The sequence below is a fragment of the Pseudarthrobacter sp. WHRI 8279 genome, from assembly GCF_040224115.2.
In the GTDB taxonomy this organism is placed as follows: domain Bacteria; phylum Actinomycetota; class Actinomycetes; order Actinomycetales; family Micrococcaceae; genus Arthrobacter.
The window spans coordinates 2,179,114-2,204,556 of record NZ_CP168162.1; the positions used below are offsets into that span (position 1 = coordinate 2,179,114).

The window sequence follows — 25,443 nt, forward strand, 5'->3', positions numbered from 1 at the left end:
CAAGCCCTTCTGAACTGATCATCTGATGCATGACGTCGCGCCGTACAGGTAGCGCACAGTCCCCTATTCTAGGCCTCAGCCGCTCTTCGCCAGCGGAACCACGTCGCCCTCCCGGTACAGCAGCGCCCGCAGCTCGGCTTCGGCTGAGTCCGGCCGTTTGGGGTCGATGGTTTCGCCTTCGTGGTAATGGTCCAGCACGCGCGGGTCCACGTAGCTCTTGCGTGCGATGGACGGGGTGTTGCCCAGCACATCGGAGGCATCCATCATGGCCCGGCTGATGGCGCGCTTGCGTTTGGCGGCAGTCCGCTGCGGGCCGGTCCGGGCCAGGCTGGCGGCAGCAGCCGCGGTTCCGCGCAGGGTCCGGAAGTCCTTGGCCGTGAAGTCGGAGCCGGTCCGCTCCTTCACGTAGGCGTTGATGTCCGCGCTGGTGACGGGACGCCAGCGCCGGCCCTCCTTGTACGCCAGGAGCCTGGCATTCCCGCCGCGGCGTTTGAGCTGGCGCAGCAGGGCGGCGAGGTCGGCGTCGCGGATTTCCGATTCCCAGTCCTTGCCGCTCTTGGCCGGAAACCTCAGGTGGATCCGGTCCTTGCGCACCTGCACGTGGGCGCACAGCAAGGTTGCAAGCCCGTGGCTGCCGTTTTCGTTCGTGTACCGTTCGGACCCCACCCTCAGCGACCCGCTGTCCAGCATCCGGAAGGCGCCGGCCAGGACGCGATCCCGCGTGAACCCTTCCCCGCGCAGGTCCATGGTGACCCGGCGCCGTGCGGCGGGCAGTGACTCGGCCAGCTGCAGGGCACGGTCGAACTTGACCCGGTCCTTCCGTTGGCGCCATTCCGGATGGTAGATGTACTGCCGCCGGCCTACGGCGTCCAGCCCGGTTGCCTGGATGTGCCCGTTCTCGAACGGGGCAATCCAGACGTCTGTCCAGGCAGGGGGAATGCCAATGCTCTCCAGCCTGTCCCGGATGGGGCCGGGTGGCAGGGTTGAACCATCAAGGTCGCGGTAGCTGAAGCCCGTGCCGGCGGCCACACGGCGGTAGCCCCGGCCCGAGGCGTTGCTGCGACGGAGCCTCACAGGGCCGTGCCCGGCCGCTTCGCGAATGTCATGAAAGCAAGCCTACTGACTATTTCCCGGATTGCATGTCCTGCCCGCTGGAATACCTGCCCCGGAGGTGGTGTTATGGGTTTCGTGCCCTCTCCCCACGGATCCTCCCCCCTTACCGCCCCGGCTGCCGCCGGTTCCTCCGCAGTCTCTTCCCCGGCAGCGGGGCCCAAGGCAGGGGGCCCCAAAGCGGTAGACAAGGAGACGACGGCGGGAGTCCTCTTTGGCATCGCCGCGTACGGGCTGTGGGGGCTGCTCCCCCTGTACTTCTTTGTGCTCATGCCGGCCGGCGCCGTCGAAATCGTGGCCAACCGGGTGGTGTGGTCGCTGCTGTTCTGTGCACTCCTCATTACGGTCACCCGAGCCTGGTCCGCCCTGGCCCGGGCGCTCCGCAACCGCGCCGTGTTCGGCTCCCTGGCTCTGGCTGCCTTGCTGATCGCGGTCAACTGGCTCACCTACACCTATGGAGTCACCACCGGGCAGGCCGTTGAAGCATCCCTTGGCTACTTCATCAACCCGCTGGTGTCCGTGCTGCTGGGCGTGTTTGTCCTGAAGGAGAAGCTGCGGCCGCTGCAGTGGGCCGCCGTCGGCATCGGGTTTGTTGCGGTAGGCGTCCTGACCTACTCCTACGGCAAGCTCCCCTGGATCGCCCTCACCCTGGCGTTCAGCTTTGGCCTGTACGGCTTCGTCAAGAAGCGGGTGGGGCCCAGGGTGGACGCGGTCACGAGCCTCAGTGTGGAAACCATGGTGCTGGCCCCGTTCGCCGCTGCCACCATGATCTTCCTGGCCGCGACCGGAACCGATACCCTCACCACGCAGGGTCCGGGCCATTTCTGGCTCCTGGTGGCGTCCGGGGTGATCACCGCGGTTCCGCTGCTGTTCTTCGGCGCTTCGGCCCGCAGGCTGCCCATGACCACCATCGGCCTGCTCCAGTACTGTGCTCCCGTCCTGCAGTTCATCCTTGCCCTCGTGGTGTTCAGGGAAGCGATGACCGTGGAACGCTGGATCGGGTTCGGCGTGGTGTGGCTGGCCCTTGTTGTCCTCACCGTGGACATGCTGGGGACGGCGCGCAGGAACTCGGTGGCCAAACGCGCAAAGCGGGGCACATGACATCACCTTTCCCGGGAAACACCAGGCGTGCCCGCATCCGTATCGCCCTCGCCGCCTTCCTTGCGCTTGCTGTCCTGGGGGCGCTGGTGCTGGTCACAAACCTCCCGGCCGGGGACCAGGTGCCCGGACCTGCCAGCCCTGAACCGTCCTTGCCCACCACATCGGCACCGGCGGCCAAGGGACCCGCGGTGGAGACGTCCAGCTTTTCGGGATCCGGCGACGTGGCGGACGACGCTGCCATCTGGGTGGACCCTGCCAACCCGGCCAACAGCGTGGTGATCGCGGGCAACAAGGCGGACAAAGGCGGGGGCATCGGCGTCTTTGGGATGGACGGGAAACTGGTCCAGTTCCGCCCGGACGGAAAGATCGGCAACGTGGACCTGAGGACGGGGTTCCCGCTGTCCGGCAAGCCGGCCGTACTGGTGGGCGGCAACAACCGGACGGATGACACCCTTGCCCTGTGGACCCTGGACCCCAGGACCAGGACCCTCGCCCCCGTGGCCGCGGGCAGCATCAAGACGTTCGCACCCAACTACGGCTTCTGCATGTACCGCAGCAGCGCCAGCGGCAAGTTCTACGCCTTTGTCACCCCGAACGAGGAAGGGGCCATCCAACAGTTCGAGCTGGTTGACGACGGCGAAGGCCGGGTGGAGGCGGAGCTTGTCAGGGAGCTTCCCATCGGCAGCATCACGGAAGGCTGCGTCGCGGACGACGAACTGGGGCACCTCTATGTTGCACAGGAGGACGTCGGCGTGTGGAAGTACAACGCAGAACCCGATGCCGGAACGGAACGGGCCGCCATGGACAAAACCGGCGCAGGGCGCCTTGTGGCGGACGTGGAGGGAATGGGCATCACCTACGGCCCCGGCGGCTCAGGCCATTTGTTCGTGTCCAGCCAGGGAGACTCCACCATCGCCGTCTATGACCGCTCCGGCGACAACGCCTTCATCAGGAAGTTCGCGGTGGGCGGGAACGGGAATATCGACGGCGTGTCCGGAACCGACGGCCTGGACGTGACAGCTCTGAACGCCGGGCCGCAGTTTGAGCAAGGACTCCTGGTGGTCCACGACGAAGAGAACAAGGGCGGGGCAACGTCCAACCTGAAGTACATTCCGCTTGCATCAGTTTTGGAGTAACAAACCCCAGGCCCCGGAAGCGTTGCTTCCGGGGCCTGGGGTTTGTTGCGCCGTTGCGAGGGGGCGCTGGCTCTCTGCGGGGTGTTACGCGTTGGCCCTGATGGCAGCCGCCAGGACGTCCAGGCCATCGTTGAGCAGGTCATCGGTGATGACCAGCGGCGGCAGCAGGCGGATCACGTTGCCGTAGGTTCCGCAGGTCAGGATGATGACGCCTTCCTTCAGGCAGGCAGCGGCAACGGCCTTGGTCAGTTCCGGGTTGGGTTCCTTGGAGCCGTCCTGGACCAGTTCAATGGCCAGCATGGCGCCGCGGCCGCGGATATCCCCGATCACGGCAGTCCCGGCACCGGCCAGCTCGGCCTGGAGCTCGCGGAGCCGGCCGGTGGCAAGTTCCTCAATGTGGCGGGCACGCCCGTTGAGGTTGTACTCCTCCATGGATCCGATGGAGGCAAGGGCAGCGGCGCAGGCAACCGGGTTGCCGCCGTAGGTGCCGCCCAGGCCGCCCGGGTGGACCGCATCCAGCAGGTCTGCCCGGCCGGTGATGGCGGACAGCGGCATGCCGCCGGCGATGCCCTTGGCCATGGTCAGGATGTCCGGGACAACACCTTCATGGTTGACGGCGAACCATTCACCGGTGCGGCAGAAGCCGGACTGGACCTCGTCAGCGATGAAGACGATGCCCTTGTCCTTGGCCCATGCGGCCAGTGCAGGGAGGAAGCCCTCGGCCGGGACAATGAAGCCGCCCTCGCCCTGGATGGGTTCGATGATGATCGCGGCAACCTGGTCCCCGCCGATCTGCTTTTCGATCATGGTGATGGCGCGCTTGGCGGCCTCGGCACCGGTGATCTCCGGGTTTTCCTCGCGGTAGGGGTAGCTCATGGGCATGCGGTAGACCTCGGGCGCGAACGGGCCGAAGTTGGTCTTGTACGGCATGGCCTTCGCGGTGAGCGCCATGGTGAGGTTGGTCCGGCCGTGGTAGGCGTGGTCGAAGGCCACGACGGCGTCGCGTCCGGTGGCGAGGCGGGCCACCTTGACGGCGTTCTCCACGGCCTCGGCGCCGGAGTTGAAGAGGACGGTGCGCTTCTCGTGGTCGCCCGGGGTGAGGCGGTTCAGCTGCTCGGCCACGGCCACGTAGCCTTCGTAGGGGGTCACCATGAAGCAGGTGTGGGTGAAGTGCTCCACGGCTTCCTTGACGGCACCGACGACGGCGGGATCGGACGCGCCGACGCTCGTCACGGCGATGCCCGAGCCGAGGTCGATGAAGGAGTTGCCATCGACGTCGTGGATGATCCCGCCGTCGGCGTCCGCAACGTAGACGGGGACGCTGGAGGCGACGCCGGCAGCGACGACTGCCTTGCGGCGCTCGGTCAGGGCTACGGACTTGGGGCCGGGGAAGTCAGCCTGGACCCGGCGCTTCTGCTCCAGGCGGAAGGTGATATCTGATGCTGTGGTGGTCATGGGAAGGCCTTTCTTTGAAGCCTGGGGTTGGTGCGGTGGGGATTAAGAGTCGAGTGCGGACATGACGTGCTTGATCCGCGTGTAGTCCTCCACGCCGTACATGGAGAGGTCCTTGCCGTAGCCGGACTGCTTGAAACCGCCGTGGGGCATTTCGGCGGTGAGCAGGATGTGGGTGTTGATCCAGACGGCACCGAAATCGAGGTCCCGGCTGAGCCGCATGGCCGTTCCGTGGTTGGACGTCCAGACGCTTGAGGCGAGGGCGTAGTCCACGTCGTTCGCCAGCTCAACAGCCTCTTCCTCGGTGCTGAACTTCTGCACCGTGATAACGGGTCCAAAGGTTTCCTTCTGGACAATGTCGTCGGTCTGCCTGGCGCCGGTAACGATGGTGGGCTCGAAGAAGTAGCCCTTCTCCCCTGCGCGGTGGCCGCCAGTGACAATCTTGCAGTTGTCCGGCAGGTTTTCCACCACCGAGCTGACGGCGTTGAAGTGGTTGACGTTGTTGAGCGGGCCGAAATAGTTGTCCTCGTCGTTCTGTGAGCCCGTGCGCAGGGTCCTGGTGTGCTCCACCATGGCGGCCACGACGTCGTCGTGCACGGAGTCCTCCACCAGCACCCGCGTGATGGCCGTGCAGTCCTGCCCCGCGTTGAAGAACGCGAACTCGGCAATCGCCGCTGCACTCTTCTTGATGTCGGCGTCCTTGAAGACAATCGCCGGTGCCTTGCCGCCAAGCTCCAGGTGCGCACGCTTGAGGCCCTTGGCCGCACCCGAGGCTACGGCGATGCCGGCGCGGACGGAGCCGGTGATGGACACCAGGCCGGGGACCTTGTGGTCCACCATCATGGCGCCGGTCTCGCCGGTGCCCAGCACCACGTTCAGTACGCCGGCCGGGAAGATCTCGCCGGCCAGGCGGGCCAGGACCAGGGTGGATTCCGGCGTGGTGTCCGAGGGCTTCAGCACCACGGTGTTGCCGGCGGCCAGAGCGGGGCCGATCTTCCAGATGGCCATCAGGAACGGGTAGTTCCAGGGTGCCACCTGCGCCACGACGCCGATAGGCTCGCGGCGGACATAGGAGGTGTGCCCCTCGAAGTATTCACCGGCGGACTTGCCTTCAAGGATGCGGGCGGCACCGGCAAAGAAGCGGAGCTGGTCGGCGCCGGCAGCCACTTCCTCCGACGCGATCAGGGAACGCACTTGGCCGGTGTTGCGGTGCTGTGCCTCCACGAGTTCATCGCTGTTGGCCTCGACGGCGTCAGCGAGCTTGAGGAGCATGAGCTGGCGCTGGCCCGGGGTGACGTGCTTCCAGGTCTTGAAGGCGTCCTTCGCCGCGGTCATGGCAGCATCCACATCGGCCTGCACCGAGACGGGCGACTGCGCCACAACCTCGCCGTTGGTGGGGTTCACAATGTCCAGCAGGGCGGTGCCGGCAGGAGTGACGAACTTTCCGTTGATGAAGTTCTGCAAGGTTTGGACCACGGTGTGCAACCTCTTTCGTAGGGGCCGTCCGCGCCCGGGCGGAGTTCAGGGCGGAGGGATGGAACTGCCTTGAGCCTATGCCAGCACCCCTGCCCAGTGAATAGCCACCTGCACACCCTTCCTGAGCCTGTTTAGTGCGGTTGCCCAGCACCCCTTTATCCTTGATCCATGGCCATTTCCCTTGCCGCCCTCCTGGGTGTGAACTCCCTGAAGCTGACCAAAGCCGGGCTCGCGGAAACCACCTGGCACCAGGACATCAACTGGGTGGCAGTGACCGAACTGGAGGATCCCCACCGCTTCATCAACGGCGGCGAACTGATCCTCACCACGGGCCTGCGGCTGCGGTCCGCACCGGAGCAGCGGCGCTTTGTCCGGCAGGTGCAGCGGGCCGGCGCCGTGGGGATCGGCTTCGGCGTGGGGCTCTCCCACGAGACGGTCCCCCCGGCCCTGCTGGCGGAAGCCAACCGCTGGGGGCTGCCCGTGGTGGAGGTCCCCTACGAGACGCCCTTCATCGCCATCGGCAAGCTGGTGGCCGATGCCCAGTCCGCGGACCACTACGCAAAACTTGAGCGGCTGATCGCCGGGCACCAGGTGCTGGCACGGGCACTGCTCACCGGGGGCGGGCTTGCCGAACTCCTCAAGCACCTGGGGGGCATGCTGCGCACCGATGTTGCCCTGAGCCAGTTCACGGCCCAGCTCTACAACAGCAGCAGCGAATCCCCCACGGCGGATACCTGGTCCTCCTACCCCGTCCCCACCGGCCGGCGGGACGCCTGCACCCTGTGGGTCCGGCAGCCCTTCGAGGACTCAGGCATTATCGGCTACGCCCAGAACCTGATCAGCGTGGAGCTGAACAACATGGTCAAGCAGCGCCAGGCACAGCGGGCGCTGTGCGGCCAGGTCCTCGAGGACGTGATCCACGGCGCCCTGGAAACCAGCGAGGCCCAGCGGCGGCTGGCGGGCGTGGGCGTCAACAGCACCCGGAAGAACGTGGTGCTGCTGGCTGTCTCCGCCGCGCACAACAAGGCGCTGGTGAGCACCTCGGTGCCGCGCGAGCTGGAGAACGCGGTGGCCGCCGTCGTGGGGAAGGACCTGGTCCTGGTGATAAATGACGACGGCGCAGGCGCACCTGCGCTAGCCCGTAAACTGAGCGACCACCTGGCCGAGGCGGGGCTGCACGCGACCATCGGCATCGGCGGGGCGTACACCAAGCCCAACGGCCTGCGGTGGAGCTACTTCGAGGCCCGGGACGCCGCCAGCCACGGCCTGCCCGTCAATGAACCGGAGCGGCTGAGCCTGACGTCGCTGCTGCTGGCCAGCGAGGACGTGCCGCTGGCGGACATGGCCAATGAATCCCTGAACCCGCTGCGGACCTTCGACGCCGCCCACGGTTCGGAACTGATGGCCACCCTGGAGAGCTACCTCAACAACAACGGCTCGGTGGCAGCCGTGGCGGAGGAACTCACGCTGCACCGCAACACGGTCCGCTACCGGCTGGCGCAGATCACCGAGCTGACCGGGTACGACCCCGCCGTCACCACGGACCGCGTCCAGCTCTGGCTGGCCCTGGCCGTGGCCCGGCTGGGCGCGCGGCAGGGCAAGTAACCCCAGCGCCGGGATTGCCCGGGCCCTAGAGAACCCCGCGGCGGAGCAGCCCGCGGGATTTCCTGCGGGCTTTGCCGTACTTGGCCTCGGCTGCACCCATCTCTTCGGCCTGGCGCGTGCGCAGCGCGGTCAGCGCCGCCGCCTCGGGGGCGGCCATTTCCGTGTCCGAACTTACGGCGCCCAACAGGTCGCGGGCTATCACTGCGTCGTGGAAATTGCCCAGGATTTTCTGCTGCCGCTGCGCCGCCTTGGCCACTTTCCGGGCGCGCTTGCCGCGCACCAGGGCCGCCGTTTCCGCCACATGGCGGAGCCGCTTGGCATCCTTGCGTACCTGGTGGAGGGCGATTTCGTGGTCCGTCCCACGCCTGGCACGCGTTGCCGCCCTGTGCGAGCGCTGCAGGCGCCTGGCCGACTTGTCCACTGCCTTTGCGGACACCCGGCGGCCGCGGGCCACCGCTTGCGCCCGCACCGGCGGGGTGTCCCGGAAGGCTTCCAGTTCGTCCAGCAGGCGGAAGTAGCGGTCCGAGCGCAGCGCCTCCTGCAGGTGCCGGTACCCTTCATCGAACGCGCCGCCCACTTTGCCCTCCACCAGGTCCGTGGCGGCGTCAACCCCTTCGCCCGGCGGCAGTTCGGCCAGGTGTCCGCGCAGCCTGTCCAGCAGGACCTCGGCATCCCGGGGTCCGCCCAGTAACTGGCCCAGCCACTTCAGCTCGTCCCGCAGATGCCGCACGGGCCGGGCGGCATAGAGCTTGCGGTAGGCCGCGAGCGCGGAACGGATGCGGCGCACGGCCGACCTCATGTTGTGCACGGACTCGGGTTCCTCCAGCCGGACCTTGGGGTCCTGGGCCAGGATCTCCTGGATCTGCACGGCGAGGTACGCGCTGACGACGGCTGCCGCGGGCGCTTTCTTGCCGCCGGCAAGGTACGGGGTGCTTCCGTCCCGGGTGCTTTGGGCCTGAATGCTTCCGTCCCGGGTGCTTCCGTCCGTGGACGGGCCGGCGTCCGCCGAAGGGCTGCCGGCCACGCCGCCCGGTTGGCTACCCGGCTCGCCGCCTTCTGTGCCGCCCTCTTTACCGCCCAACGCGCGCGCCAGCTTGGATGCGTGGCCCGCGGGTCGTGCACCGGCCTCCACCAGCAGTTCCTCAGCCGGGGGGAAGATCCCGGGCCCGCCATGGACAAGTTCCAGTTCCCACTCACGCCACTGCTGCCGCCCGGCGGAGCCTTCCCTCCCTCCCGGGTGTAGGCGCTCCGCCGTCACCCGGTCGTCGGCCAGGTCCGCCAGGTGCACGCCGTCCTCCCCATAAAGGGCGTGCGTGGTGCGCCGGGTTTCGAGCCGGACCACCGGCGCCACGGGCTCTCCGCGAAGATAGGCCTGGATGTGGTCGAGCAGGCTGTCCGGCACCACGCCGGGCTGCCCCAGCGGTGCGTGCAATTCCCGCCGCTGCTGGGGTTCTGCGGCGGTGGCCCCGACTTCCAGCGGCGGCAGCTTCAGGTGCCAGCCTGCGTCGGTCCCGCCTGTCCGCCGGCGAAGGGTGATCCGGCGGGACGCGAGGATGTGCCGGTCGGTGTCGAAATAGACGGCCTCCAGGACATCGGTATGGGGAGCTGCAACCCTGGCCACGCCGGGAAGCCTGTCCAGCGCGGGCACGGCGACGTCATTGCCGACGTCGTACTTCTTTTCGATCTCAAGTCCCTGCGAAGCCTTCACAAGCTGTCCCTCCCGCATCCGCGCGTCCAGGGTCCGGACCAAGGCGTCCGGGCTCCCGCTGGCAGTCTATTGCCCCGGCCGGGGTGCCGGGAGAGCTTGGCCACAGAACCACAGACATCAAACGTCTAACCTTTAGAGTGGAGGGATGTCCGCCCCGAATCCTCCCGCCACCCAAGCGCCGGCCGCTGCTCCGGCGGCCGCAGCACCATTCCCGGCCCCCACCCCGGCAACGGGGAATGCCAAGCCGCGCTCCGCCGTCGTGTTCGGCGTTATTGCTCTGGTGCTGATCGGGCTAAACCTGCGGGCGGGCATCACCGGAGCGTCCGCGCTGCTGCACGACCTCCAAGCGGTGCTGGGCTACGGGGCGCTGGTGGCTGCCATCATCCCGTCCATTCCCACGCTGTGCTTCGCGCTTGCAGGGGCAGGCACGTCCTGGCTGACGGGGCGGCTCGGCGTGGAGAAGGCGATCCTGGTGGCCCTGGCCATGCTGGCCGGCGGGCTCCTCCTGCGCGGCATTCCCGCCACCGGGATGCTGGTGGCGGGCAGCGTCCTGGGGATGTCCGGCCTGGCCGTCTGCAACGTGGCCATGCCCTCCTTCATCCGGGAACACTTTGCCCAGCGGACGTCCCTGATGACCGCCGTCTACACGGTGACCATGACCACCGGCGCCACCGTCACCGCCGTCGCGGTGGTTCCGCTGGCGCAGGCACTCGGCTCGCCCTCGGCCGCCGTCGGCGCCATCGGCATCACCGCCGTGGCGGCGCTCCTGGGATTCCTTCCCGTGGCGCTGCATGCGCACCGGAACAGTCCCCGGGCGGCCGGCGGGCGGATCTCCCCCTGGCCGCTGCTGCGGACCCGCAAAGGGTTGCTCCTCACCGCGATTTTCACGCTCCAGGCCCTGCTCGCCTATGCCCTGCTGAGCTGGTTCCCGTACATGCTGACCACCATGGGACTGGGCGCGGCGGACAGCGGACTGATGTTCGGGCTGATGCAGCTTGTCTCCGTTCCGGCCGGCATGGTGCTGATTGCCGTCGGTTCCCGTCCGCGGATGCTGCGGCCCGCGTTCTACCTGGTCAGCATCACCATGGTGGCGGGCCTGGTTTCGCTGCTTGTCCTGCCGGTGGGGCTGGCCGCTGTCCCGGCGGCGCTGCTGGGGTTCGGCCTGGGCATCTTCCCGCTGGTGATGGTGATGATCAGCCGCAGCGGTGTGAGCACGGCCGAGACCACGGCCCTGTCCACGCTGGCGCAGTCCACGGGCTACCTGCTGGCTACGGCGGGACCGTTCGGAATGGGGCTGCTTCACAGCGCCACTGGCGGCTGGACCCTGCCCCTCCTGCTCCTCCTTGCCCTGGCGCTGGCCCAGATCGTGGTGGCGCACCTGATCACGGGCAAGGCCATGACCAGCGCCGTGGGAAGGAAGTAACAGCCATGGCCCTGAGTCCTTCGGCCCGCCCGCCGCTCGCCGACGAGGTCACTGCCAAACTGCGCGCCATGGTGCAGTCCGGCGAATGGCCCCTCCACCAGCGCATCCCCTCCGAACCGGAACTGATGGCCGGCCTGGGGGTTTCGCGCGGCACCCTCCGCGAGGGCATCAAGGCCCTCGCCCATAGCGGAATGCTGGAGGTGCGGCGCGGCGACGGCACCTATGTCCGCGCCACCAGCGAACTTTCCGGCGCCGCCCGGCGCATGTACCAGGACCATACCGAGCAGCACATCCTTGAAGTCCGGCTGGGCCTGGACACCCAGGCTGCCCGCCTGGCGGCCCGCAATGCAACGGCCGACGACGTTACGGCCCTGCGTGCGCTGCTCACCGCCCGCGACCAGGCCTGGAGCCGCGGAGACTACGAGGCCTGGGCCAGGGCGGACTGGGGGTTCCACGAACGGGTGGCGCAGGCCTCCGGCAATCCCCTGCTGCACGAGCTGTACCTCAGTTTCGGCAGCGCCTTCCACCAGGACCTCCTCAAGCAGCAGCGCCGGCCCGGGTTCGACGGCCGACCCCGCGAAGGCCACGACCTCCTGGCGGACGCCATTGAAGCGGGGGACGAGGACGCCGCGGCCGCCACCGTTGACCGGAACCTGAACTCCTGCGCGGAGTGGCTGGCAGGATAGTGCAGCATCCGGGGTTTCGTCAGGGCTTAATCGGTCAGTAGGCTTACTATCTGAAGAAGGTAGTCCCGTCCGCCGTCTATTCCGGCGCGGCGGGCTCCGCTGACGATGAGGAGTTTCCATGGCGCGATCATCACGCCTGACCGAGCATGAGCTGGGCAAAGAGCCCTCGCAACCGGCAGGGACCGATTCAACCGGGACGGAGTTAACCGGGACGGACTTGTCAGGGACGGACTTGTCGGGGACGCCGCAAGCGCGTCCGGCGGCCCGGATTCCCAGGGAAATAAAGTCCCCCTCCCAGCTGTGGGGTGACGGCCTGGGCCGGGTGGGCATCAGGTCGGCCCAGATACTGCTGATCCTTACTGTCGCGGTGGTGTCCGTCTACGCGCTGATGCAGATCAAGCTCCTGGTGATTCCCATCCTGATTGCGCTGATCCTGGCCGCCGCCATCGGCCCGTTCGTGAACATGCTCCGGCGCCGGGGAATGCGCGGCGGACTGGCCACAGGCATCGCGTTCATCGCGCTGCTGCTGCTCCTCGGCGGGGTTGGCACGGTGATCTACTTCTCGGTCCGCAGCCAGTGGGGCGAACTGGCGGCCCAGGCGTCCTCAGGCCTGGACGAGCTGGAGCAGTTCCTGCTGACAGGTCCAATTCCGCTCGACCAGGATCAGCTCGACCAGGCGCGGCAGGGAATCATTGACTTTGCCGCCAGCAGCCAGGTGCGTTCCGGCGCCATCACCGGGCTCTCGGTGGTTACCGAATTCCTTGCCGGGGCCGCCCTGATGATTGTGATCCTGTTCTTCTTCCTCAAGGACGGCGCCAAGATCTGGAACTTCTTCCTCCGCCCCTTCAGCGGCACCCGCGAGGCGAAGCTGCGCCGGGTAGGCAGCCGCACCCTGGAGGTACTCGGCGGCTACGTCCGCGGCACCGCGATCGTGGCGCTGGTGGATACCGTAGCCATCGGGGCCGCGCTGCTCATCCTGCAGGTTCCCTTGGCTGTTCCGTTGGCCATCATTGTGTTCATTGGCGCTTTCGTCCCCCTGGTGGGCGCCACTGTGGCCGGCATCCTTGCGGCCCTCGTAGCCCTGGTGGCGAACGGCCCGGTGGTTGCCCTGATCGTGGTGGCCGTGGTGATCGCGGTCAACCAGCTCGAAGGCGACCTCCTGCAGCCGATCGTCATGGGCAAATCGCTCCAGCTCCACGCCCTGGTAATCCTGATGGCATTGACAGCCGGCACCATCCTGGCGGGCATCGTGGGCGCGGTCCTGTCCGTTCCGTTGGCGGCCGTCACCTGGGCCATCATCCAGGTCTGGACGGCTGAGGACCCGCACCTCGAAGACATGAACCCGGACCTCCCCCCGGCCGGCACCAAACCGATCTAACCTCCGGAGTTTTTGTCCAGATCTGCAGGCTTCCAAGGCCTGAAACCCGCCATATCTGGACAAAAACTCCTTTAAGGGGAGGGGACGCACGACGACGGCCCGGCACCTGGGTGCGGGGCCGTCGTCGTGCGTTGCCGCCTTGGCGCCTGCAGGCAGGCACCGGACCGTCTAGGAGCGAAGCCCCGCAAACACGTTCTTGGGACGCTGCATCTCGCCGTGCTTGGCGCCCAGGACCACGACCGCTCCGGCGAAAGCCGGGATAACCCACTGCAGCATCTTCAGCTGCTGCTGGGCGGCCTTCAGCTCGTCGGAGGCATCCGGGCGAGGTTCCGTGGCACCCTCGGCGCCTTCGGCAGCGAGCTTCTCCACCTTCTTCCCCAGGATGCCTGAGTACAGTGTCACTGCAGCGCCCACCACGGTGACCGCGGTCTTGATGACAGTGTCCCTCGCCACGCCTTCCTGCTTGGCGATGCGGCCCTTGTTCTCCCAGGCGATGGCGAGGTCCGCCACCAGGTGGGAGGCGAACGCTGCCGTCTGGAACGGCGCCCACTTCATCCAGCCGGCGCTGGAGAGCCGCGTCCGCTCGGACGGGTCCTTCGCCTCCGCCGCCGCCCCGTTCAGGCCGATGGCGCCCATAAGCGAACCGCCAAACCAGGCCGCGGCCGTGAGATCGTGAACTGAACGGGCAATAAGATTTCCTGCCATGGTGTGCATTCCTATCGTTGAGGTGCCTAAGATGCCGCGCCTGCGGACTTCAGTTGCCGTGTCCCATCAAGGTCATGGTCCGCCCATGGTAAGCACACTTACTAATGTTACGAAAGCCCGTCTTCAACGGGCGGAACGCGTAATATCGTGGCCATGGGAAACACAGGGACGCTGTTCGGCTGGGCATTTGGTGACCCGGCGCGGGAACAAGAAGACGCATACGTAGGAAACCTGCAGGACGAGGCCCTGGCCAACGCCCGGGAAACCGCCAAGGCCAAGGGGGTGTCCGTCGTGGCGGACTCCCAGGTGTTCACGGTCCTCAGTGCGGACGATTCACTTGTGGAGCTGGACAATGCACCGGGCAAGCTTGTGGTCCGCTGCACCGTGCACGTGGAGGGACCGGGTGCCGAAAAGCTGCGCGCCGAAGGGCCGATGAACGGCTGACCGATGTCGGACGGGGATTCCACCATCAGCCAGGCCGCCGATGCCGTCGAGCAGGTGTCCAACACCAAAACCCTGGATGTCCTGGCCCGGGCCGGCTTCGCCGTCATGGCCCTGCTGCACGTCATCATCGGCGCCATTGCCATCGCTGTGGCCTTCGGGCAGCCCGGCGAGGCGGAACCCACGGGCGCCATTGAGCAGCTGGCCGCGAACCCCTGGGGCACGGCAGTTATGTGGTCCTGCGTGCTGGCGTGCTTCGGCCTGGGGTTGTGGCAGGCGAGCGAGGCGACCCTGCGGGCCCGCCCGCTGCCGCGGAAGGAGCGGCTCTCCAAGCTCATCTCCTCGGGCTTCCTGGCCATCGCCTACACCAGCGTGGGGCTCAGCTTCGCGGGCTTCGCCGTGGGCATGCGGGGGGACTCCAGCGAAAGCACCCGGGATTTCAGTGCCTCCTTGATGGCCACGCCCGCGGGACTGTGGGCGCTGGTGGCCCTGGGCCTGACAATCATCGGGATCGGGATCTACTTTGTGGCCAAGGGTGTGCGGCGAGGGTTCAAGGAGGAGCTCTTCCACTTTGACGGCACCCGGCGCGGCCGGCTGATCGACACGCTTGGGGTTGCCGGGCACATCGCCAAAGGGATAGCGCTGTTCCTCACCGGGCTGCTTTTCGTGATCGCCGCCGCCAAGCACAACGCCGAGGAGTCCACCGGACTGGACGGCAGCCTCAAAGCCCTCCGGGACCACCCGTTCGGACCAACCCTGCTGGTGGCCATCGGCGCCGGATTCATCGCCTACGGGTTTTTTGCCCTGGTCCGGTCACGGTTCGGCCGGATGTAGTTCCAGCCTGTTTCGGGGTACGGAGGAACCATGAAGCATTCCGCAGCCATAGACCAAACCCCCGGCGCCGGCCCTGCCGCACCCGGGGATGTGACCCCCGCCGTCACGGAGACGGCAGGCCGCGCCTTCGCCGGCCTGTTCCGAATGCTGAAGCTGGCCAGGCCGGACCGGCCCATCCACCCGGAGGGCATCGGCCTGGCAGGACGGCTGACGCGGACCGGCAGTTCCGGGGCAACCAGCGGGGTGGAGTGGCTCGATACTCCGGGCATTGACTCCGTCAAAGCCCGGTTCTCGCGATCGGTAGGGCTGCCCCAGCAGCTTCCGGACATCCTGGGCCTGGCCCTCCGCATCACGCCATCCTCCGGCGGCATCACGGACGTGCTGTTCGCCTCCACCGGCTGGCGGCTTCCCGGCAGGTTCCTGCTCCAGCCGAAACTGGACGTTGCCAGCGCCGCCTTCACAACACTCATGCCGTACCGGGGCGCGAAAGGGCCGGTGTTGCTGGGGCTGCGGACCAGCGAGCTGCCGGCCGGGCCGCTGGCCTCCGGGGAATGGGTACTCAACTTTTACTGGGCCAAACCCGCGGGGCCCTGGCGCGAATGCGGCGAGCTCCGCCTGCGGGCGGAACCGGCACCGGCTGACACTCCCCTGCGCTTCAATCCCCTGGAGAACCAGCCGCCCGGAGCCCAGGCTTACGCCTGGACCCGCAGGCTGAGGGAACACTCCTACCGGGCGGCGCAGCGGCCCGCACCAGCCGCCGTCGCAACCTCCGCCCCTGCTTCAGCCGCACCCGCCGCTACAGAAAGGAACACCATGTCCACCGTGTCGCAGCTGTTCAACTCCCCCGCCGCCGACGTGTGGCGGGTCATCGCCGACGGATGGCTCTACTCCGGCTGGGTGGTGGGAACCTCCCGGATCCGGGCTGTGGACGACCAATGGCCTGCAGAAGGCGCCCGGCTCCACCACTCCGTGGGCGGCTGGCCGCTGGTGATCGATGACAGCACGCAGGTGACAACCGTCGAGCCGGGCCGCCGGCTGGAAGTCACCGCCCGCGGCTGGCCCATGGGTGAAGCCAAAGTGGTGATCACGCTGGAAGACCAGGACGGGCAATGCCGGGTCACCATCTCCGAGGACGCCGTCCGCGGGCCGGGGAAGATGATCCCCAAATTCCTGCGCGACCCCCTGATCGCTGTCCGGAACCGGGAAACGCTCCGGCGGCTCGAGCTGATGGCCGCAGGCGGGGCCGGGAAGTAGCGCGGCCGGGTTAACGCAGGAAAGCCGGCAGCGGGAATGATCCCACGCTGCCGGCTTTCCTGACGCCTGAACCCTTGTCCGTCAGACCTGTGCTGCCACGCCGTCGCGGGAGATGTTCACCATGTCCTCGCGCGGCACCACCTTGATGCGCTCACGCTTGACCTCCACACCATGCGATCCGCCGGCTTCGGTGGCCGCTGCGCCGAGGGCCAGTTCGTGGGCGTCCAGGGCCAGCCAGCCTTCCCAGCTGGTGAACTGCACGCCGCGGGCATCCAGGAGTTCAACGACGGCTTCTTCCTGGGGTGCCTGCGCCACGGGGAGGTTTTCGCGGTCTTCCAGCAGGTAGGTCACGGTCTCCAGGGCATCGCCCTTGGTGTGGCCGATCAGGCCGACCGGTCCGCGCTTGATCCAGCCCGTGGCGTAGATGCCCGGCACGTGGGTGCCGGCGGCATCCAGGACGCGGCCGCCGTCGTTTGGGATGACGCCCTTGGTGTGGTCGAACTCGATCTCCGGCAGGGCGGAACCGAAGTAGCCGATCGCGCGGTACACGGCCTGGACCGGGTAGTCCACGAACTCCCCGGTTCCGCGGGCGTTGCCCGTGCCGTCCAGCTCGGTGCGCTCGAACCGCATGCCGGCAACCTTGCCCGGCGTCTCGGCGTCGTCGTAGATCTCCACCGGGCTGTGCAGGAAGTGCAGGTGCAGGCGGCGGGAAGCCTTAAGCTCGGAAAGGTCCTCGGGCTGCTCGGCGATCCAGTTGGTGAGCGTGCCCACCATGGTCTTGGTCTGGTTGTTGGTCTGGATTTGGCGGTCCGATTCCTCGTCGAACTCGAAGTCCTCCGGGTACAGGATGATGTCAACGTCCTTGGAGTGGGACAGCTCGCGCAGCTCCAGCGGTGTGAACTTCACTTGGGCGGGGCCGCGGCGGCCGAACACGTGGACGTCGGTGACCGGGGAGTTTTTCAGGCCGGCGTAGACGTTGTCGGGGATCTCGGAAACCAGGAGGTCGTCCGCGTGCTTGGACAGGACGCGGGCCACGTCCAGTGCCACGTTGCCGTTGCCGATCACGGCGATTTCCTTGGCGTCCAGCGGCCATTCGCGCGGCACGTCGGGGTGGCCGTCGTACCAGGAGACGAAGTCCGCGCCGCCGAACGAGCCTTCCAGCTCGACGCCGGGGATGTTCAGGTCCGCGTCCTTGATGGCACCGGTGGCGAAGATGACGGCGTCGTAGTGGGTGCGGAGGTCCTCGATGGTGAGGTCGGTGCCGTAGTCCACGTTGCCGAAGAAGCGGATGTCGCCGCGGTCCAGGACCTTGTGCAGGGCGTTGACGATGCCCTTGATGCGGGGGTGGTCCGGGGCAACGCCGTAGCGGATCAGGCCGTAGGGTGCCGGGTAGCGGTCAAAGAGGTCGATGCTCACGGTCAGCTCGCCGCTCTTGACGGCTTCGCTCTTGGTGAGGATGTCCGCGGCGTAGACGCCTGCCGGGCCGGAGCCCACGACGGCGACGCGCAGCGGACGTTCGGCAGAACCTACGGTGGTGCTTGATGACACGGCTGTGTTCCTTTTTCTTCGGTCCAGCGGGGCTAGGTGGTGAGGACTCGGGGCTTGCTGGTGCGGGGGCTGTTCGGGGTGGTGGTGCTGTAGTCAGCGGTTTTGAAGTGCGACGGCGCGAAGGGGCTCACGCGCACAACGTCGCCGATGACAATTACTGCGGGATTTGCGACGCCGGCGGCTTCCGCCTGGTCTGCAATGGAACCGAGCGTGCCAATCGTCACGCGCTGGTCCGGCAAGTAGCCGTTTTCCACGATACCAACTGGCGTACCGGATGGCAGGCCGGCTTTGCCCAGGGCGGACGCGGATTCGCGCAGCTGGCCAACACCCATCAGCAGGACAATGGTGTGGTCGGCCCGGGCCGGGACTTCGGAGAGTTCCTCGTGTCCGGTGACCACGCTGAAGCCCTTCGCCAGGCCGCGGTGCGTTACGGGAATACCTGCGGCGGCTGGAACGGAGATCGCAGACGTGACGCCGGAAACCACTTCAACCTCGACGCCGTGCTGCCTGCAGTATTCGGCCTCTTCGCCGCCGCGGCCCAGCACGTACGGGTCCCCGCCTTTGAGCCGGACCACGCGGTGGCCGTTCTGGGCTTCCTCGACGAGGATGCGGTTGATGTCGGTCTGGGGCACCGGGTGGTGGCCCGGGGTTTTGCCCACTTCGATGATACGGACGTCCGGAGCCAGTTCGTTGAGGAGTTCGCGGGGCCCCAGGCGGTCTGCCACCACGACGTCGGCCTGGCCCAGGAGGCGGCGGCCGCGGACGGTGATGAGGCCGGTGTCGCCGGGTCCGCCGCCAACCAGTGCCACGGAACCACGGTGCGCGCGGCGGCGGCGCAGCGGAAGGTCGCCGGTTTCCAGGGCGGTGGCGACGGCGTCGCGGACGGCCATGGCGCGCCGCGGGTCTCCCCCGGCGTTCACGGCGATCTTGACGTCGTCCACTTCGGCAACAGCCGGGGTCCAGGCTGCGGAGGCTTCATGGTCGGAGGCGTTGACGCACCAGACGCGCTGCGCCTCGGCGTCGGCCGACACCTGCGCATCCACGGCGGAATCGCCGGTGGCGGTCTGGACGAACCACACGCCGTCGACATCTTCGGAAAGGTAAGGGCGCGGCTCCCAGGTGAGGAGGCCGGCGTCGGCCAGTTCCTTGAGCGCGGCGGAGGCAACGGGGGCCACGACGGTGACCCGTGCACCGGCGTCCAGCAGCCCCTTGGCGCGGCGGGCCGCAACGGGGCCGCCGCCGACCACCAGCACGGGGCGGCCAAGGAGGCGGAGCGCCGTGGGGTAGATATCCTGAATTGCCATGAATCAACGGTAGGGCGGCGTCACAGATGCCAACAAAGGGGCAGCAACACCAGTTCACGTGAGGTAACGCTGCGTCACAAAGCCTGCCGCCCGCCGTCGTGCTCCCTTGCGGGGCCAGCCAGGAAGTCTCCGCGGTCCGTGATGAGCCGCTGCAGGTACGGGCGCAGGACCAGCCGCTCCACCACGCGCCCCAGCGGGCCGAACGGCGCCGTGAACTCCACCCGGTCCGTCATGATGCAGCCGCCGCGGGTGGGCTCGAATTCGTGGATGTGGCGGAAGGACCTGAATGGGCCTTTCACTTGTTCGTCCGTAAAGCTGCGGGGGAAGTCGAACGCGGTGACGCGGCTGGTCATGGTCAGCGGAATTCCGAAGTGCCGGGCCCGCCAGGTGACCTCCTGCCCCGCACCGATCAGCCCGGACGTCACCCCTGCCACCGCCCGCTCGCCCGAGCCCCTCTGGGACTCCACATGGGCGTCAACGCTGCGGGCCAGGTCGAACAGCCGCTCCGGGGGCAAGGCTGACGCGGTTCGGCACACAAAACTGGCGGTCATGGGGCCAGTCTGCCACTCCGGGGCCTGAGCCCGGCACGGTCGTGGGGCACTATGGTCCCGGTCTGGCACCAGGCGGTCGGGTTTGCCGGCGTGTCCGTGTCAATGTGCCCCAGTTGCGCCAGCAAGACGCAGAAAAGCAGAGAGCCCGACGGCGGGAGGTCGCCGTCGGGCTCTGCGGGTTACGGAAAGCGGGGGTGCTTAGCGGGTGCTGCCGGCCAGGAGCCCGCGGCTGCGGAGGAGCCGCTTCTCGATGGGCCCGAAGACCAGCAGTTCGATCAGGATGCCGACGGCGAGGATCAGCAGGATTGCCGACATCACCACGGCCATGTCGGAAAGCTGCCGGCCCTGGTCCAGCAGCGAGCCCAGGCCGAAGCCGATGGTGCCGCCCACCGCGATGATTTCCGCGGCCATGAGTGAACGCCAGGAGAAGGCCCAGCCCTGCTTCAGCCCGCCAAGGTACCCGGGCAGGGCTGCCGGGAGGATGATCTGCAGTGCCATCTCCAGCCGGGATGCGCCCAGGACGGTGCCCACGCGCCGGTACTGCGGCGGGATCTGGTCCACGCCTGAGATCAGCCCGTTGATGATGGACGGAATGGCGCCCATGAACACCACGAAGTACACGGTGGCGTCGGTGAGGCCGAACCAGATGATCGCGGCCGGCACCCAGGCCACCGAGGGCAGGACTTGAAGGCCCGAAATGAGCGGCCCGAACGCGCGGCGCAGCGGCGCCACCTGGGCCAGCAGGAGGCCAACCGGAGTGGCGATGGCCACCGAAATGACGAAGCCCACCAGCCCGCGCTGCAGGGAGGTCCACACGGACTCCTGCACTTTGCCCTCACTCCAGAGGACACCCATCTGGCCCAGAACATCCAGCGGCCCGGGGACTTGGTCGCGGCGCTTGAAGCCCAGCGAAACATAGAACTGCCAAATCAGTACCAGCACCACCAGAGCTGCGATGGGCAGCAGGATGCGGCTCCAGTCGATGCGGTTCTTGCGCGCGGCGTCGGACTGCAGGGAGTCGAGCCCGGATTCGAGTTCCCGCAGGTCCTCGTTGCCGGTGGAGGTCCGGGTGAGTGCGGCATGGATGTGCGGGGCTTCGCTGGCCGCCGGCGCGGAGCCGGACAGGGACTTATTTGGCATGGCGGCGGATCTCCTCCCTGAGCCGGGCGGTGATGACCCCGGTCAGCTGGCCGGCAAGTCCGGCGTCGGTGCGGTGTTCCTCGGTGACGGCCCATTCCTGGACCACGCGGCCGGGGCGGGAGGACAGCAGCAGGACGCGCTGGCCCAGCCGCACGGCCTCGCGGACGTTGTGGGTCACAAAGACGATGGTCCGCCCGGTTTCCTTCCAGATGCGCTCCAGCTCGTCGTGCAGCAGGTCGCGGGTGATCGCATCGAGCGCGGCGAACGGCTCGTCCATGAGCAGCAGCTGGCGGTCCTGCGCCAGGGACCTCGCCAGGGACACGCGCTGGCGCATGCCGCCGGAGAGCTCGTGCGGGCGCTTGTCCCCCGCCGCGCCCAGGTGCACCAGTTCCAGGAGCTCCTGGGCCTTGGCCTTGCGCTCGGCCTTGCCCACGCCGCGGAGTTTCAGGGCGAGCTCGATGTTTTCCCGGGCGGTCAGCCAGGGGAACAGCGCGGCGTCCTGGAACATGAAGGCGGCACCGTCGCTGGGCACTTCCAGGGCGCCCGACGACGGCGGTTCCAGTCCCGCGATGATGTTCAGCAGGGTGGATTTGCCGCAGCCGGAGGCACCGAGGAGGGCAACGAACTCGCCCTTCCCGATGGTGGCGTTGACGTCGTCCAGTACCGGGGCGCCGTCGCCGAAGCGCTTGCCCAGGTGTTCCAGTACGACTGGCATGGTGCCGTCCTTAGGTAGGGGGGTGGATCAGTCCCGGCCGAGGCCGGCTGCTGAAATCTTGGTTGCTGCGGCTCCATTGAGCGGGCGGAGGTCGAAAAGGCCGGTGATGTCCGCCTGCTTGGTGGTGCCGGCCTCTACGCCGTCCTCCAGGAGCCGCGGGTAGCTTCCGGCGAGGGGGTCCAGGGTGAAGGTGATGTTGGCCAGGGACCGGGCCAGGACGTCGTCGGCGAGGGCTGCCCCTGCCGATTCCTGCAGGGCGGAGTTGATGACGGTGGCCTTTTCCGCCGCAGGGGCCTCGTTGAGCCAGGCCACCGACTCCGCGTGGCCGGCCAGGAGTGCCTTGACGGTCTCCGGATGGTCGGCGGCAAACTTCTGGTTGACGATCAGGACGGTGGTGGGGAACTCGCCGGGTTTGCCCGTGCCGGCCCCGTCCCAGAGGTCCTTTTCGTCCACCAGGACCTCCGCTCCGGCCTGGAGCACCAGCCGCGAGGCCCACGGCTCAGGCAACCACGCGCCGTCGAGCTTTCCGTCCTGGAACAGCTTGAGTATCTGGGCGTTCTCTGTGGGGTTGATGGCAACGTCGCCGCTGCCGTCCACGTTGGTCTGGTATCCCTCGGACGCAAGCCATGCGCGGAGGGCGACGTCCTGGGTGCCGCCGAGCTGCGGGGAGGCAAGCGTCTTGCCCTCAAGGTCCGCGGCGGAGTTGATCTCCGGCTTGACCACCAGCTGCGCACCGCCGGCGGCGGCACCGGCGATGATCCGCACGGACTGGCCCTGGCTCTTGACGAAGGAATTAATGGCCGGGTTGGGGCCGATGTAGGCGGCGTCGATAGCACCGGCGTTCAGCGCTTCGATAGCCGCGGGCCCGGCGTTGAATGTTTCGCTGCTGAGCGCGGTGCTGCCCAGGGCCTCTGACAGGAAGCCTTGCTTGATGCCCACCAGCGCGGGTGCGTGGGTGACGTTGCCGAAGTACCCCAGTTTGAGCTCAGCGGCGGGCGTGGGTTCAGCGGCCTGCGCCTCCGTGTTGCGTGAAACAGTCGAGGCCACCACGGCGCCAACGGCGATCAGCAGGACCAGCCCGATGGCCAGGGCAGCCTCAATGGCACGCTTGCGCTTGGGTACCGCGCTCTCGCCTGCCACGATGCGGGTCATCCCGGGCTTGGAACTAGTCATTGTTTCACCATAGGGAGTGCCCCAAACCCGTTCAATGACGCGGAAACGGGGGGTCACGCGGGTTCATCTAGCGTCATATTCGGACGCTGTCCGCCGGATCGCCGGAACGGTACCCGCTCGCCGTTCCGCTCCGGCGCGGTGGCAGCGTTCCGGCGAACGTGCGGCGCCCCTTAGCCCTTGACCGCTCAGTTTCCTTTGACGTTGACCAGCTGCCGCAGCTTGTGCCGGACGGTGACCAGGTCCGCGGCGTCCTGCATGACGACGTCGATGGGCTTGTAAGCGGCGGGTATCTCATCGATGAACGCCTCCGAGGCCCGGAACTCGATGCCCCGCATGGCCTTCTTCAGCTCCTCCAGGGAGAACGTTTTGCGGGCGGCGTTGCGTGAGTATTCCCGGCCCGCCCCGTGCGGCGAGGAGTTCAGCGACGCCACGTTGCCGAGGCCCTCCACCACGTACGACGACGTCCCCATGGACCCCGGGATAAGTCCAGGATCGCCGGGAGCGGCTTTGATGGCGCCCTTGCGTGACACCCAGACGGACTTGCCGTAGTGGACCTCTTGCTGGGTGAAGTTGTGGTGGCAGTTGACCCGCTCGAGTTCCGTGACGGGCCCGCCCACCCACCGGCCGAACTGTGCGCTGACCCGGTCCATCATTTCTTCGCGGTTCAGGAGCGCGAAGTGCTGGGCCCAGCGCAGCTCGGCGATGTACCGGTCGAACTGCGGTGTGCCCTCCTCCAGGTAGGCGAGGTCCGGGTCCGGCAGGTAGATTTTGCTTTTTGTCACCACGCGCTGGGCGACGCCGATGTGGTGCTGGGCGATCTTGTTGCCGATGCCGCGCGAACCGGAGTGCAGGAACAGCCAGACGGCGTCGGACTCGTCAGCGCACACTTCAATGAAGTGGTTGCCGGAGCCCAGGGATCCCAGCTGGAGGTCCCACTTCTCCACGTACTGGCCGGGGTTGAAACCTGCTTCAGCGGCCAGTCTCTTCAGCTCTGCGATGCGTGGTTCCGCGGTGGCCTGCACTTTTCTGTTGTTGTGCCCTGCGGACAGTGGAATGGCCCGTTCGATGTCCTCGCGCAGTTTCTTCCTGTCCCTGGGAAGGTCCTGCAGGGAGTACTGGGTCCGGACGGCGATCATGCCGCAGCCAATATCCACCCCCACGGCCGCCGGCATGATCGCGTGCAGGGTAGGGATGACCGAGCCGACGGTAGCGCCCTTGCCCAGGTGCGCGTCGGGCATCAAGGCAAGGTGCGGATAGATGAACGGCAACTGCGAGGCCTGCACCGCCTGCTCACGGGTCTTGTCATCCAGTATGGACGCCCAGTTCAGGAGCTTCGGATTGATCGTTTCCATGCTTCGCCTCCAGCCGCGCCAAGACTAACGTGGTTCCTAGGCTAACCCCCGGCGATACAACAGCACCCCTAAGGAGACGCATCATGGTGGACGTCCAGACTGACATCCTCATCAACCGCCCCCGCACAGAGGTGGCCGAGTACGCAGCCAACCCGGACAACGCGCCCAAATGGTACGTGAACATCCATAAGTCGCAGCGCCTGACCACCGGGCCGCTGGGCACTGGCACCAAGGTTGCCTTCATGGCCAGGTTTTTGGGCCGCGAGCTCAACTACACCTATGAGTTTGTCGACTATGCCCCCGGCGAGCGGCTTGTGATGCGGACGGCCCAGGGTCCGTTCCCCATGCAGACCACCTACACGTGGACGGACGACGACGGCGGGACCCGGATGACGCTCGGCAACACCGGGAGCCCCTCAGGTTTCTCCAAGCTGGCAGGGCTGTTCATGGCACCGATGATCCGCCGCCAAACCAGCAAGGACCTGCAGAAACTCAAAGCGGTCCTGGAAAGCTAACGCCGGACGCTGGGGCGGGCTTGGAGCCTACGCCGTCCTGCGGTGCAGGCCCCGGGGCTGCTGCCTCAGGCCCGGCCCCGGCTGCGGCTCGCGCAGCAGGCGCAGGTTGAACCAGCAGAACATGGCCAGCGCGAAGTACAGGCACAGCTCCATCGCCTCGGCATACTCGGAGATAACGAAGGTGGGCTCCGGCCAGATCAGCAGGCGGAACAGGCGGTAGCCGGCGGCCAGCGCGAAGGCCGGCACCAGGCACAGCGGCGGGACCAGCAGGCGCCTGGATTTCAGGTTCTCCCACCGTTTTCCGATGCCTGCCCATACCAGCGGGGCACAGGCGCCATAGAGGCTCGCAAGGAGCATGGCCGCCGGGACCAGTTCCTGCACGCCGCGGATGTTGTGCACCGTGGTCTCGCCCTGGCGGTTGACCTCGTTCAGGGATTCGGGCGTGGCCCAGCCGAAGATGCGCTGGCCCCAGGAGATCTCCTCACCCGTGAGGAACCAGACCCCCAGTGCCACAACCCCGTAGAGCGCGGCAATGCCCCAGCGTTTGGCCCGGACCAGGTACACGGTGATAAGGGGCAGGAAGATGCTGGCCGCCAGCAGGCAGGCAAACTGGAGCCATTCGATCAGGGAGTCCTCGTTGACCAGCCAGAGGTAGAAGTCCTTGAACGGGAGGGCTGCCGCGGCAACCACGGCGATGATGAAGGGGATCAGTATGAACAGCCGCTCGTGGCGGGGGGAGATTTTCCAGTCCTCGGAGTCCCGCCGCAGGTGCCCTGCCGCCAGGGTTTTCCACTCTTGGATGGCCGGCATGGTGCCTCCTCAGCTGTTGCGTCCAC

The 25,443-nt window shown here is 67.4% G+C and carries 23 protein-coding genes; 10 read left to right on the forward strand and 13 right to left on the reverse strand.

Annotated features, from left to right (window positions below; genetic code table 11):
• Window positions 1-75: 75 nt before the first annotated feature.
• Window positions 76-1,074 (reverse strand): DNA topoisomerase IB, encoded by a 999-nt coding sequence (locus ABRP28_RS09990; RefSeq protein ID WP_350004531.1) that lies wholly within the window; start codon window positions 1,072-1,074, stop codon window positions 76-78.
• Window positions 1,075-1,179: 105 nt separating this feature from the next.
• Between ABRP28_RS09990 and rarD the strand changes: the two genes are divergently transcribed.
• Window positions 1,180-2,211 (forward strand): EamA family transporter RarD, encoded by a 1,032-nt coding sequence (gene rarD / locus ABRP28_RS09995; RefSeq protein ID WP_350004529.1) that lies wholly within the window; start codon window positions 1,180-1,182, stop codon window positions 2,209-2,211.
• On the forward strand, window positions 2,208-3,347 hold the full coding sequence (locus ABRP28_RS10000; protein WP_350004527.1) for a phytase: 1,140 nt from the start codon (window positions 2,208-2,210) through the stop codon (window positions 3,345-3,347). Before rarD ends, ABRP28_RS10000 begins: the two co-directional genes overlap by 4 nt.
• Window positions 3,348-3,431: 84 nt before the next feature.
• Here the strand turns inward: ABRP28_RS10000 and gabT are convergent, their stop codons facing one another.
• Both gabT and ABRP28_RS10010 read right to left on the reverse strand, forming a co-directional pair.
• A complete protein-coding gene (gene gabT / locus ABRP28_RS10005) occupies window positions 3,432-4,802 on the reverse strand; it encodes a 4-aminobutyrate--2-oxoglutarate transaminase (protein ID WP_350004525.1) in 1,371 nt (456 codons plus the stop codon).
• Window positions 4,803-4,844: 42 nt separating this feature from the next.
• Complete coding sequence (locus tag ABRP28_RS10010; RefSeq protein WP_350004524.1) at window positions 4,845-6,275, reverse strand: gamma-aminobutyraldehyde dehydrogenase; 1,431 nt, start codon at window positions 6,273-6,275, stop codon at window positions 4,845-4,847.
• A gap of 168 nt (window positions 6,276-6,443) precedes the next feature.
• Between ABRP28_RS10010 and ABRP28_RS10015 the strand changes: the two genes are divergently transcribed.
• Window positions 6,444-7,880, forward strand: a complete 1,437-nt coding sequence (locus ABRP28_RS10015) for a PucR family transcriptional regulator ligand-binding domain-containing protein (protein ID WP_350004522.1) — start codon at window positions 6,444-6,446, stop codon at window positions 7,878-7,880.
• 25 nt (window positions 7,881-7,905) lie between these two features.
• Here the strand turns inward: ABRP28_RS10015 and ABRP28_RS10020 are convergent, their stop codons facing one another.
• Entirely contained in the window at window positions 7,906-9,588 is a 1,683-nt protein-coding gene (locus ABRP28_RS10020) for a CYTH and CHAD domain-containing protein (RefSeq protein ID WP_350004520.1), read from the reverse strand.
• Window positions 9,589-9,733: 145 nt separating this feature from the next.
• On the opposite strand from ABRP28_RS10020, the gene ABRP28_RS10025 reads away from it, so the two are divergent.
• The 3 genes from ABRP28_RS10025 (at window position 9,734) to ABRP28_RS10035 (ending at window position 13,075) form a co-directional block, all read left to right on the forward strand.
• Window positions 9,734-11,011, forward strand: a complete 1,278-nt coding sequence (locus ABRP28_RS10025) for an MFS transporter (protein WP_350004519.1) — start codon at window positions 9,734-9,736, stop codon at window positions 11,009-11,011.
• A gap of 5 nt (window positions 11,012-11,016) precedes the next feature.
• Window positions 11,017-11,697 (forward strand): FadR/GntR family transcriptional regulator, encoded by a 681-nt coding sequence (locus tag ABRP28_RS10030; RefSeq protein WP_350004517.1) that lies wholly within the window; start codon window positions 11,017-11,019, stop codon window positions 11,695-11,697.
• Between the two features lie 118 nt (window positions 11,698-11,815).
• Window positions 11,816-13,075: an AI-2E family transporter gene (locus ABRP28_RS10035; protein WP_350004515.1), complete on the forward strand. Its 1,260-nt coding sequence runs from the start codon at window positions 11,816-11,818 to the stop codon at window positions 13,073-13,075.
• Window positions 13,076-13,243: 168 nt separating this feature from the next.
• Here the strand turns inward: ABRP28_RS10035 and ABRP28_RS10040 are convergent, their stop codons facing one another.
• The gene (locus tag ABRP28_RS10040) at window positions 13,244-13,780 is read right to left on the reverse strand and encodes a hypothetical protein (protein ID WP_231456266.1); all 537 of its coding nucleotides are present in this window, start codon (window positions 13,778-13,780) and stop codon (window positions 13,244-13,246) included.
• Between the two features lie 153 nt (window positions 13,781-13,933).
• Here ABRP28_RS10040 and ABRP28_RS10045 point away from each other — a divergent pair, with 153 nt between their 5' ends.
• From ABRP28_RS10045 to ABRP28_RS10055, 3 genes are read left to right on the forward strand one after another with little or no spacing between them, the layout of a single operon-like run.
• Window positions 13,934-14,224: a hypothetical protein gene (locus ABRP28_RS10045; protein WP_174180091.1), complete on the forward strand. Its 291-nt coding sequence runs from the start codon at window positions 13,934-13,936 to the stop codon at window positions 14,222-14,224.
• Between the two features lie 3 nt (window positions 14,225-14,227).
• Window positions 14,228-15,055 carry a DUF1206 domain-containing protein gene (locus tag ABRP28_RS10050; RefSeq protein ID WP_350004512.1) on the forward strand — a complete coding sequence of 276 codons (828 nt, stop codon included), beginning with the start codon at window positions 14,228-14,230 and terminating at the stop codon, window positions 15,053-15,055.
• A 30-nt stretch (window positions 15,056-15,085) separates the two neighbouring features.
• Window positions 15,086-16,309, forward strand: a complete 1,224-nt coding sequence (locus ABRP28_RS10055; protein WP_350004511.1) for an SRPBCC family protein — start codon at window positions 15,086-15,088, stop codon at window positions 16,307-16,309.
• Between the two features lie 81 nt (window positions 16,310-16,390).
• Here the strand turns inward: ABRP28_RS10055 and ABRP28_RS10060 are convergent, their stop codons facing one another.
• From ABRP28_RS10060 to ABRP28_RS10090, 7 genes are all read right to left on the reverse strand, one after another.
• Window positions 16,391-17,857, reverse strand: coding sequence for an FAD-dependent oxidoreductase (locus ABRP28_RS10060; RefSeq protein ID WP_350004509.1), 1,467 nt, complete (start codon window positions 17,855-17,857; stop codon window positions 16,391-16,393).
• A 32-nt stretch (window positions 17,858-17,889) separates the two neighbouring features.
• Window positions 17,890-19,161 carry a uroporphyrinogen-III C-methyltransferase gene (gene cobA, locus ABRP28_RS10065; RefSeq protein ID WP_350004508.1) on the reverse strand — a complete coding sequence of 424 codons (1,272 nt, stop codon included), beginning with the start codon at window positions 19,159-19,161 and terminating at the stop codon, window positions 17,890-17,892.
• A gap of 74 nt (window positions 19,162-19,235) precedes the next feature.
• Window positions 19,236-19,712 (reverse strand): SRPBCC family protein, encoded by a 477-nt coding sequence (locus ABRP28_RS10070; protein ID WP_350004506.1) that lies wholly within the window; start codon window positions 19,710-19,712, stop codon window positions 19,236-19,238.
• Window positions 19,713-19,910: 198 nt separating this feature from the next.
• Window positions 19,911-20,852, reverse strand: coding sequence for an ABC transporter permease (locus ABRP28_RS10075; protein WP_350004504.1), 942 nt, complete (start codon window positions 20,850-20,852; stop codon window positions 19,911-19,913).
• Window positions 20,842-21,567 (reverse strand): ABC transporter ATP-binding protein, encoded by a 726-nt coding sequence (locus ABRP28_RS10080; RefSeq protein ID WP_066278184.1) that lies wholly within the window; start codon window positions 21,565-21,567, stop codon window positions 20,842-20,844. The genes ABRP28_RS10075 and ABRP28_RS10080 overlap by 11 nt, the downstream gene beginning before the upstream one ends.
• Before the next feature lie 27 nt (window positions 21,568-21,594).
• Window positions 21,595-22,719, reverse strand: a complete 1,125-nt coding sequence (locus ABRP28_RS10085; protein WP_350004537.1) for an ABC transporter substrate-binding protein — start codon at window positions 22,717-22,719, stop codon at window positions 21,595-21,597.
• A 206-nt stretch (window positions 22,720-22,925) separates the two neighbouring features.
• On the reverse strand, window positions 22,926-24,092 hold the full coding sequence (locus ABRP28_RS10090; protein WP_350004502.1) for an RtcB family protein: 1,167 nt from the start codon (window positions 24,090-24,092) through the stop codon (window positions 22,926-22,928).
• 83 nt (window positions 24,093-24,175) lie between these two features.
• Between ABRP28_RS10090 and ABRP28_RS10095 the strand changes: the two genes are divergently transcribed.
• Window positions 24,176-24,607: an SRPBCC family protein gene (locus ABRP28_RS10095; protein WP_350004500.1), complete on the forward strand. Its 432-nt coding sequence runs from the start codon at window positions 24,176-24,178 to the stop codon at window positions 24,605-24,607.
• Between the two features lie 27 nt (window positions 24,608-24,634).
• Here ABRP28_RS10095 and ABRP28_RS10100 read toward each other — a convergent pair whose 3' ends face one another.
• A complete protein-coding gene (locus ABRP28_RS10100) occupies window positions 24,635-25,417 on the reverse strand; it encodes a hypothetical protein (protein ID WP_350004498.1) in 783 nt (260 codons plus the stop codon).
• Window positions 25,418-25,443 lie beyond the last annotated feature (26 nt).

Bases quoted from the DNA above. Each gene is read 5' to 3' on its own strand.
- ABRP28_RS10000 (WP_350004527.1), top strand. From the start codon at position 2,208: ATGACATCACCTTTCCCGGGAAACACCAGGCGTGCCCGCATCCGTATC.
- ABRP28_RS10035 (WP_350004515.1), top strand. From the start codon at position 11,816: ATGGCGCGATCATCACGCCTGACCGAGCATGAGCTGGGCAAAGAGCCC.
- ABRP28_RS10055 (WP_350004511.1), top strand. From the start codon at position 15,086: ATGAAGCATTCCGCAGCCATAGACCAAACCCCCGGCGCCGGCCCTGCC.
- ABRP28_RS10030 (WP_350004517.1), top strand. From the start codon at position 11,017: ATGGCCCTGAGTCCTTCGGCCCGCCCGCCGCTCGCCGACGAGGTCACT.
- ABRP28_RS10090 (WP_350004502.1), bottom strand. From the start codon at position 24,092: ATGGAAACGATCAATCCGAAGCTCCTGAACTGGGCGTCCATACTGGAT.
- ABRP28_RS10070 (WP_350004506.1), bottom strand. From the start codon at position 19,712: ATGACCGCCAGTTTTGTGTGCCGAACCGCGTCAGCCTTGCCCCCGGAG.
- ABRP28_RS10085 (WP_350004537.1), bottom strand. From the start codon at position 22,719: ATGACCCGCATCGTGGCAGGCGAGAGCGCGGTACCCAAGCGCAAGCGT.
- ABRP28_RS10015 (WP_350004522.1), top strand. From the start codon at position 6,444: ATGGCCATTTCCCTTGCCGCCCTCCTGGGTGTGAACTCCCTGAAGCTG.
- ABRP28_RS10025 (WP_350004519.1), top strand. From the start codon at position 9,734: ATGTCCGCCCCGAATCCTCCCGCCACCCAAGCGCCGGCCGCTGCTCCG.
- ABRP28_RS10075 (WP_350004504.1), bottom strand. From the start codon at position 20,852: ATGCCAAATAAGTCCCTGTCCGGCTCCGCGCCGGCGGCCAGCGAAGCC.
- ABRP28_RS10100 (WP_350004498.1), bottom strand. From the start codon at position 25,417: ATGCCGGCCATCCAAGAGTGGAAAACCCTGGCGGCAGGGCACCTGCGG.
- ABRP28_RS10040 (WP_231456266.1), bottom strand. From the start codon at position 13,780: ATGGCAGGAAATCTTATTGCCCGTTCAGTTCACGATCTCACGGCCGCG.
- gabT (WP_350004525.1), bottom strand. From the start codon at position 4,802: ATGACCACCACAGCATCAGATATCACCTTCCGCCTGGAGCAGAAGCGC.
- ABRP28_RS10095 (WP_350004500.1), top strand. From the start codon at position 24,176: ATGGTGGACGTCCAGACTGACATCCTCATCAACCGCCCCCGCACAGAG.
- rarD (WP_350004529.1), top strand. From the start codon at position 1,180: ATGGGTTTCGTGCCCTCTCCCCACGGATCCTCCCCCCTTACCGCCCCG.
- ABRP28_RS10050 (WP_350004512.1), top strand. From the start codon at position 14,228: ATGTCGGACGGGGATTCCACCATCAGCCAGGCCGCCGATGCCGTCGAG.
- cobA (WP_350004508.1), bottom strand. From the start codon at position 19,161: ATGGCAATTCAGGATATCTACCCCACGGCGCTCCGCCTCCTTGGCCGC.
- ABRP28_RS10080 (WP_066278184.1), bottom strand. From the start codon at position 21,567: ATGCCAGTCGTACTGGAACACCTGGGCAAGCGCTTCGGCGACGGCGCC.
- ABRP28_RS10045 (WP_174180091.1), top strand. From the start codon at position 13,934: ATGGGAAACACAGGGACGCTGTTCGGCTGGGCATTTGGTGACCCGGCG.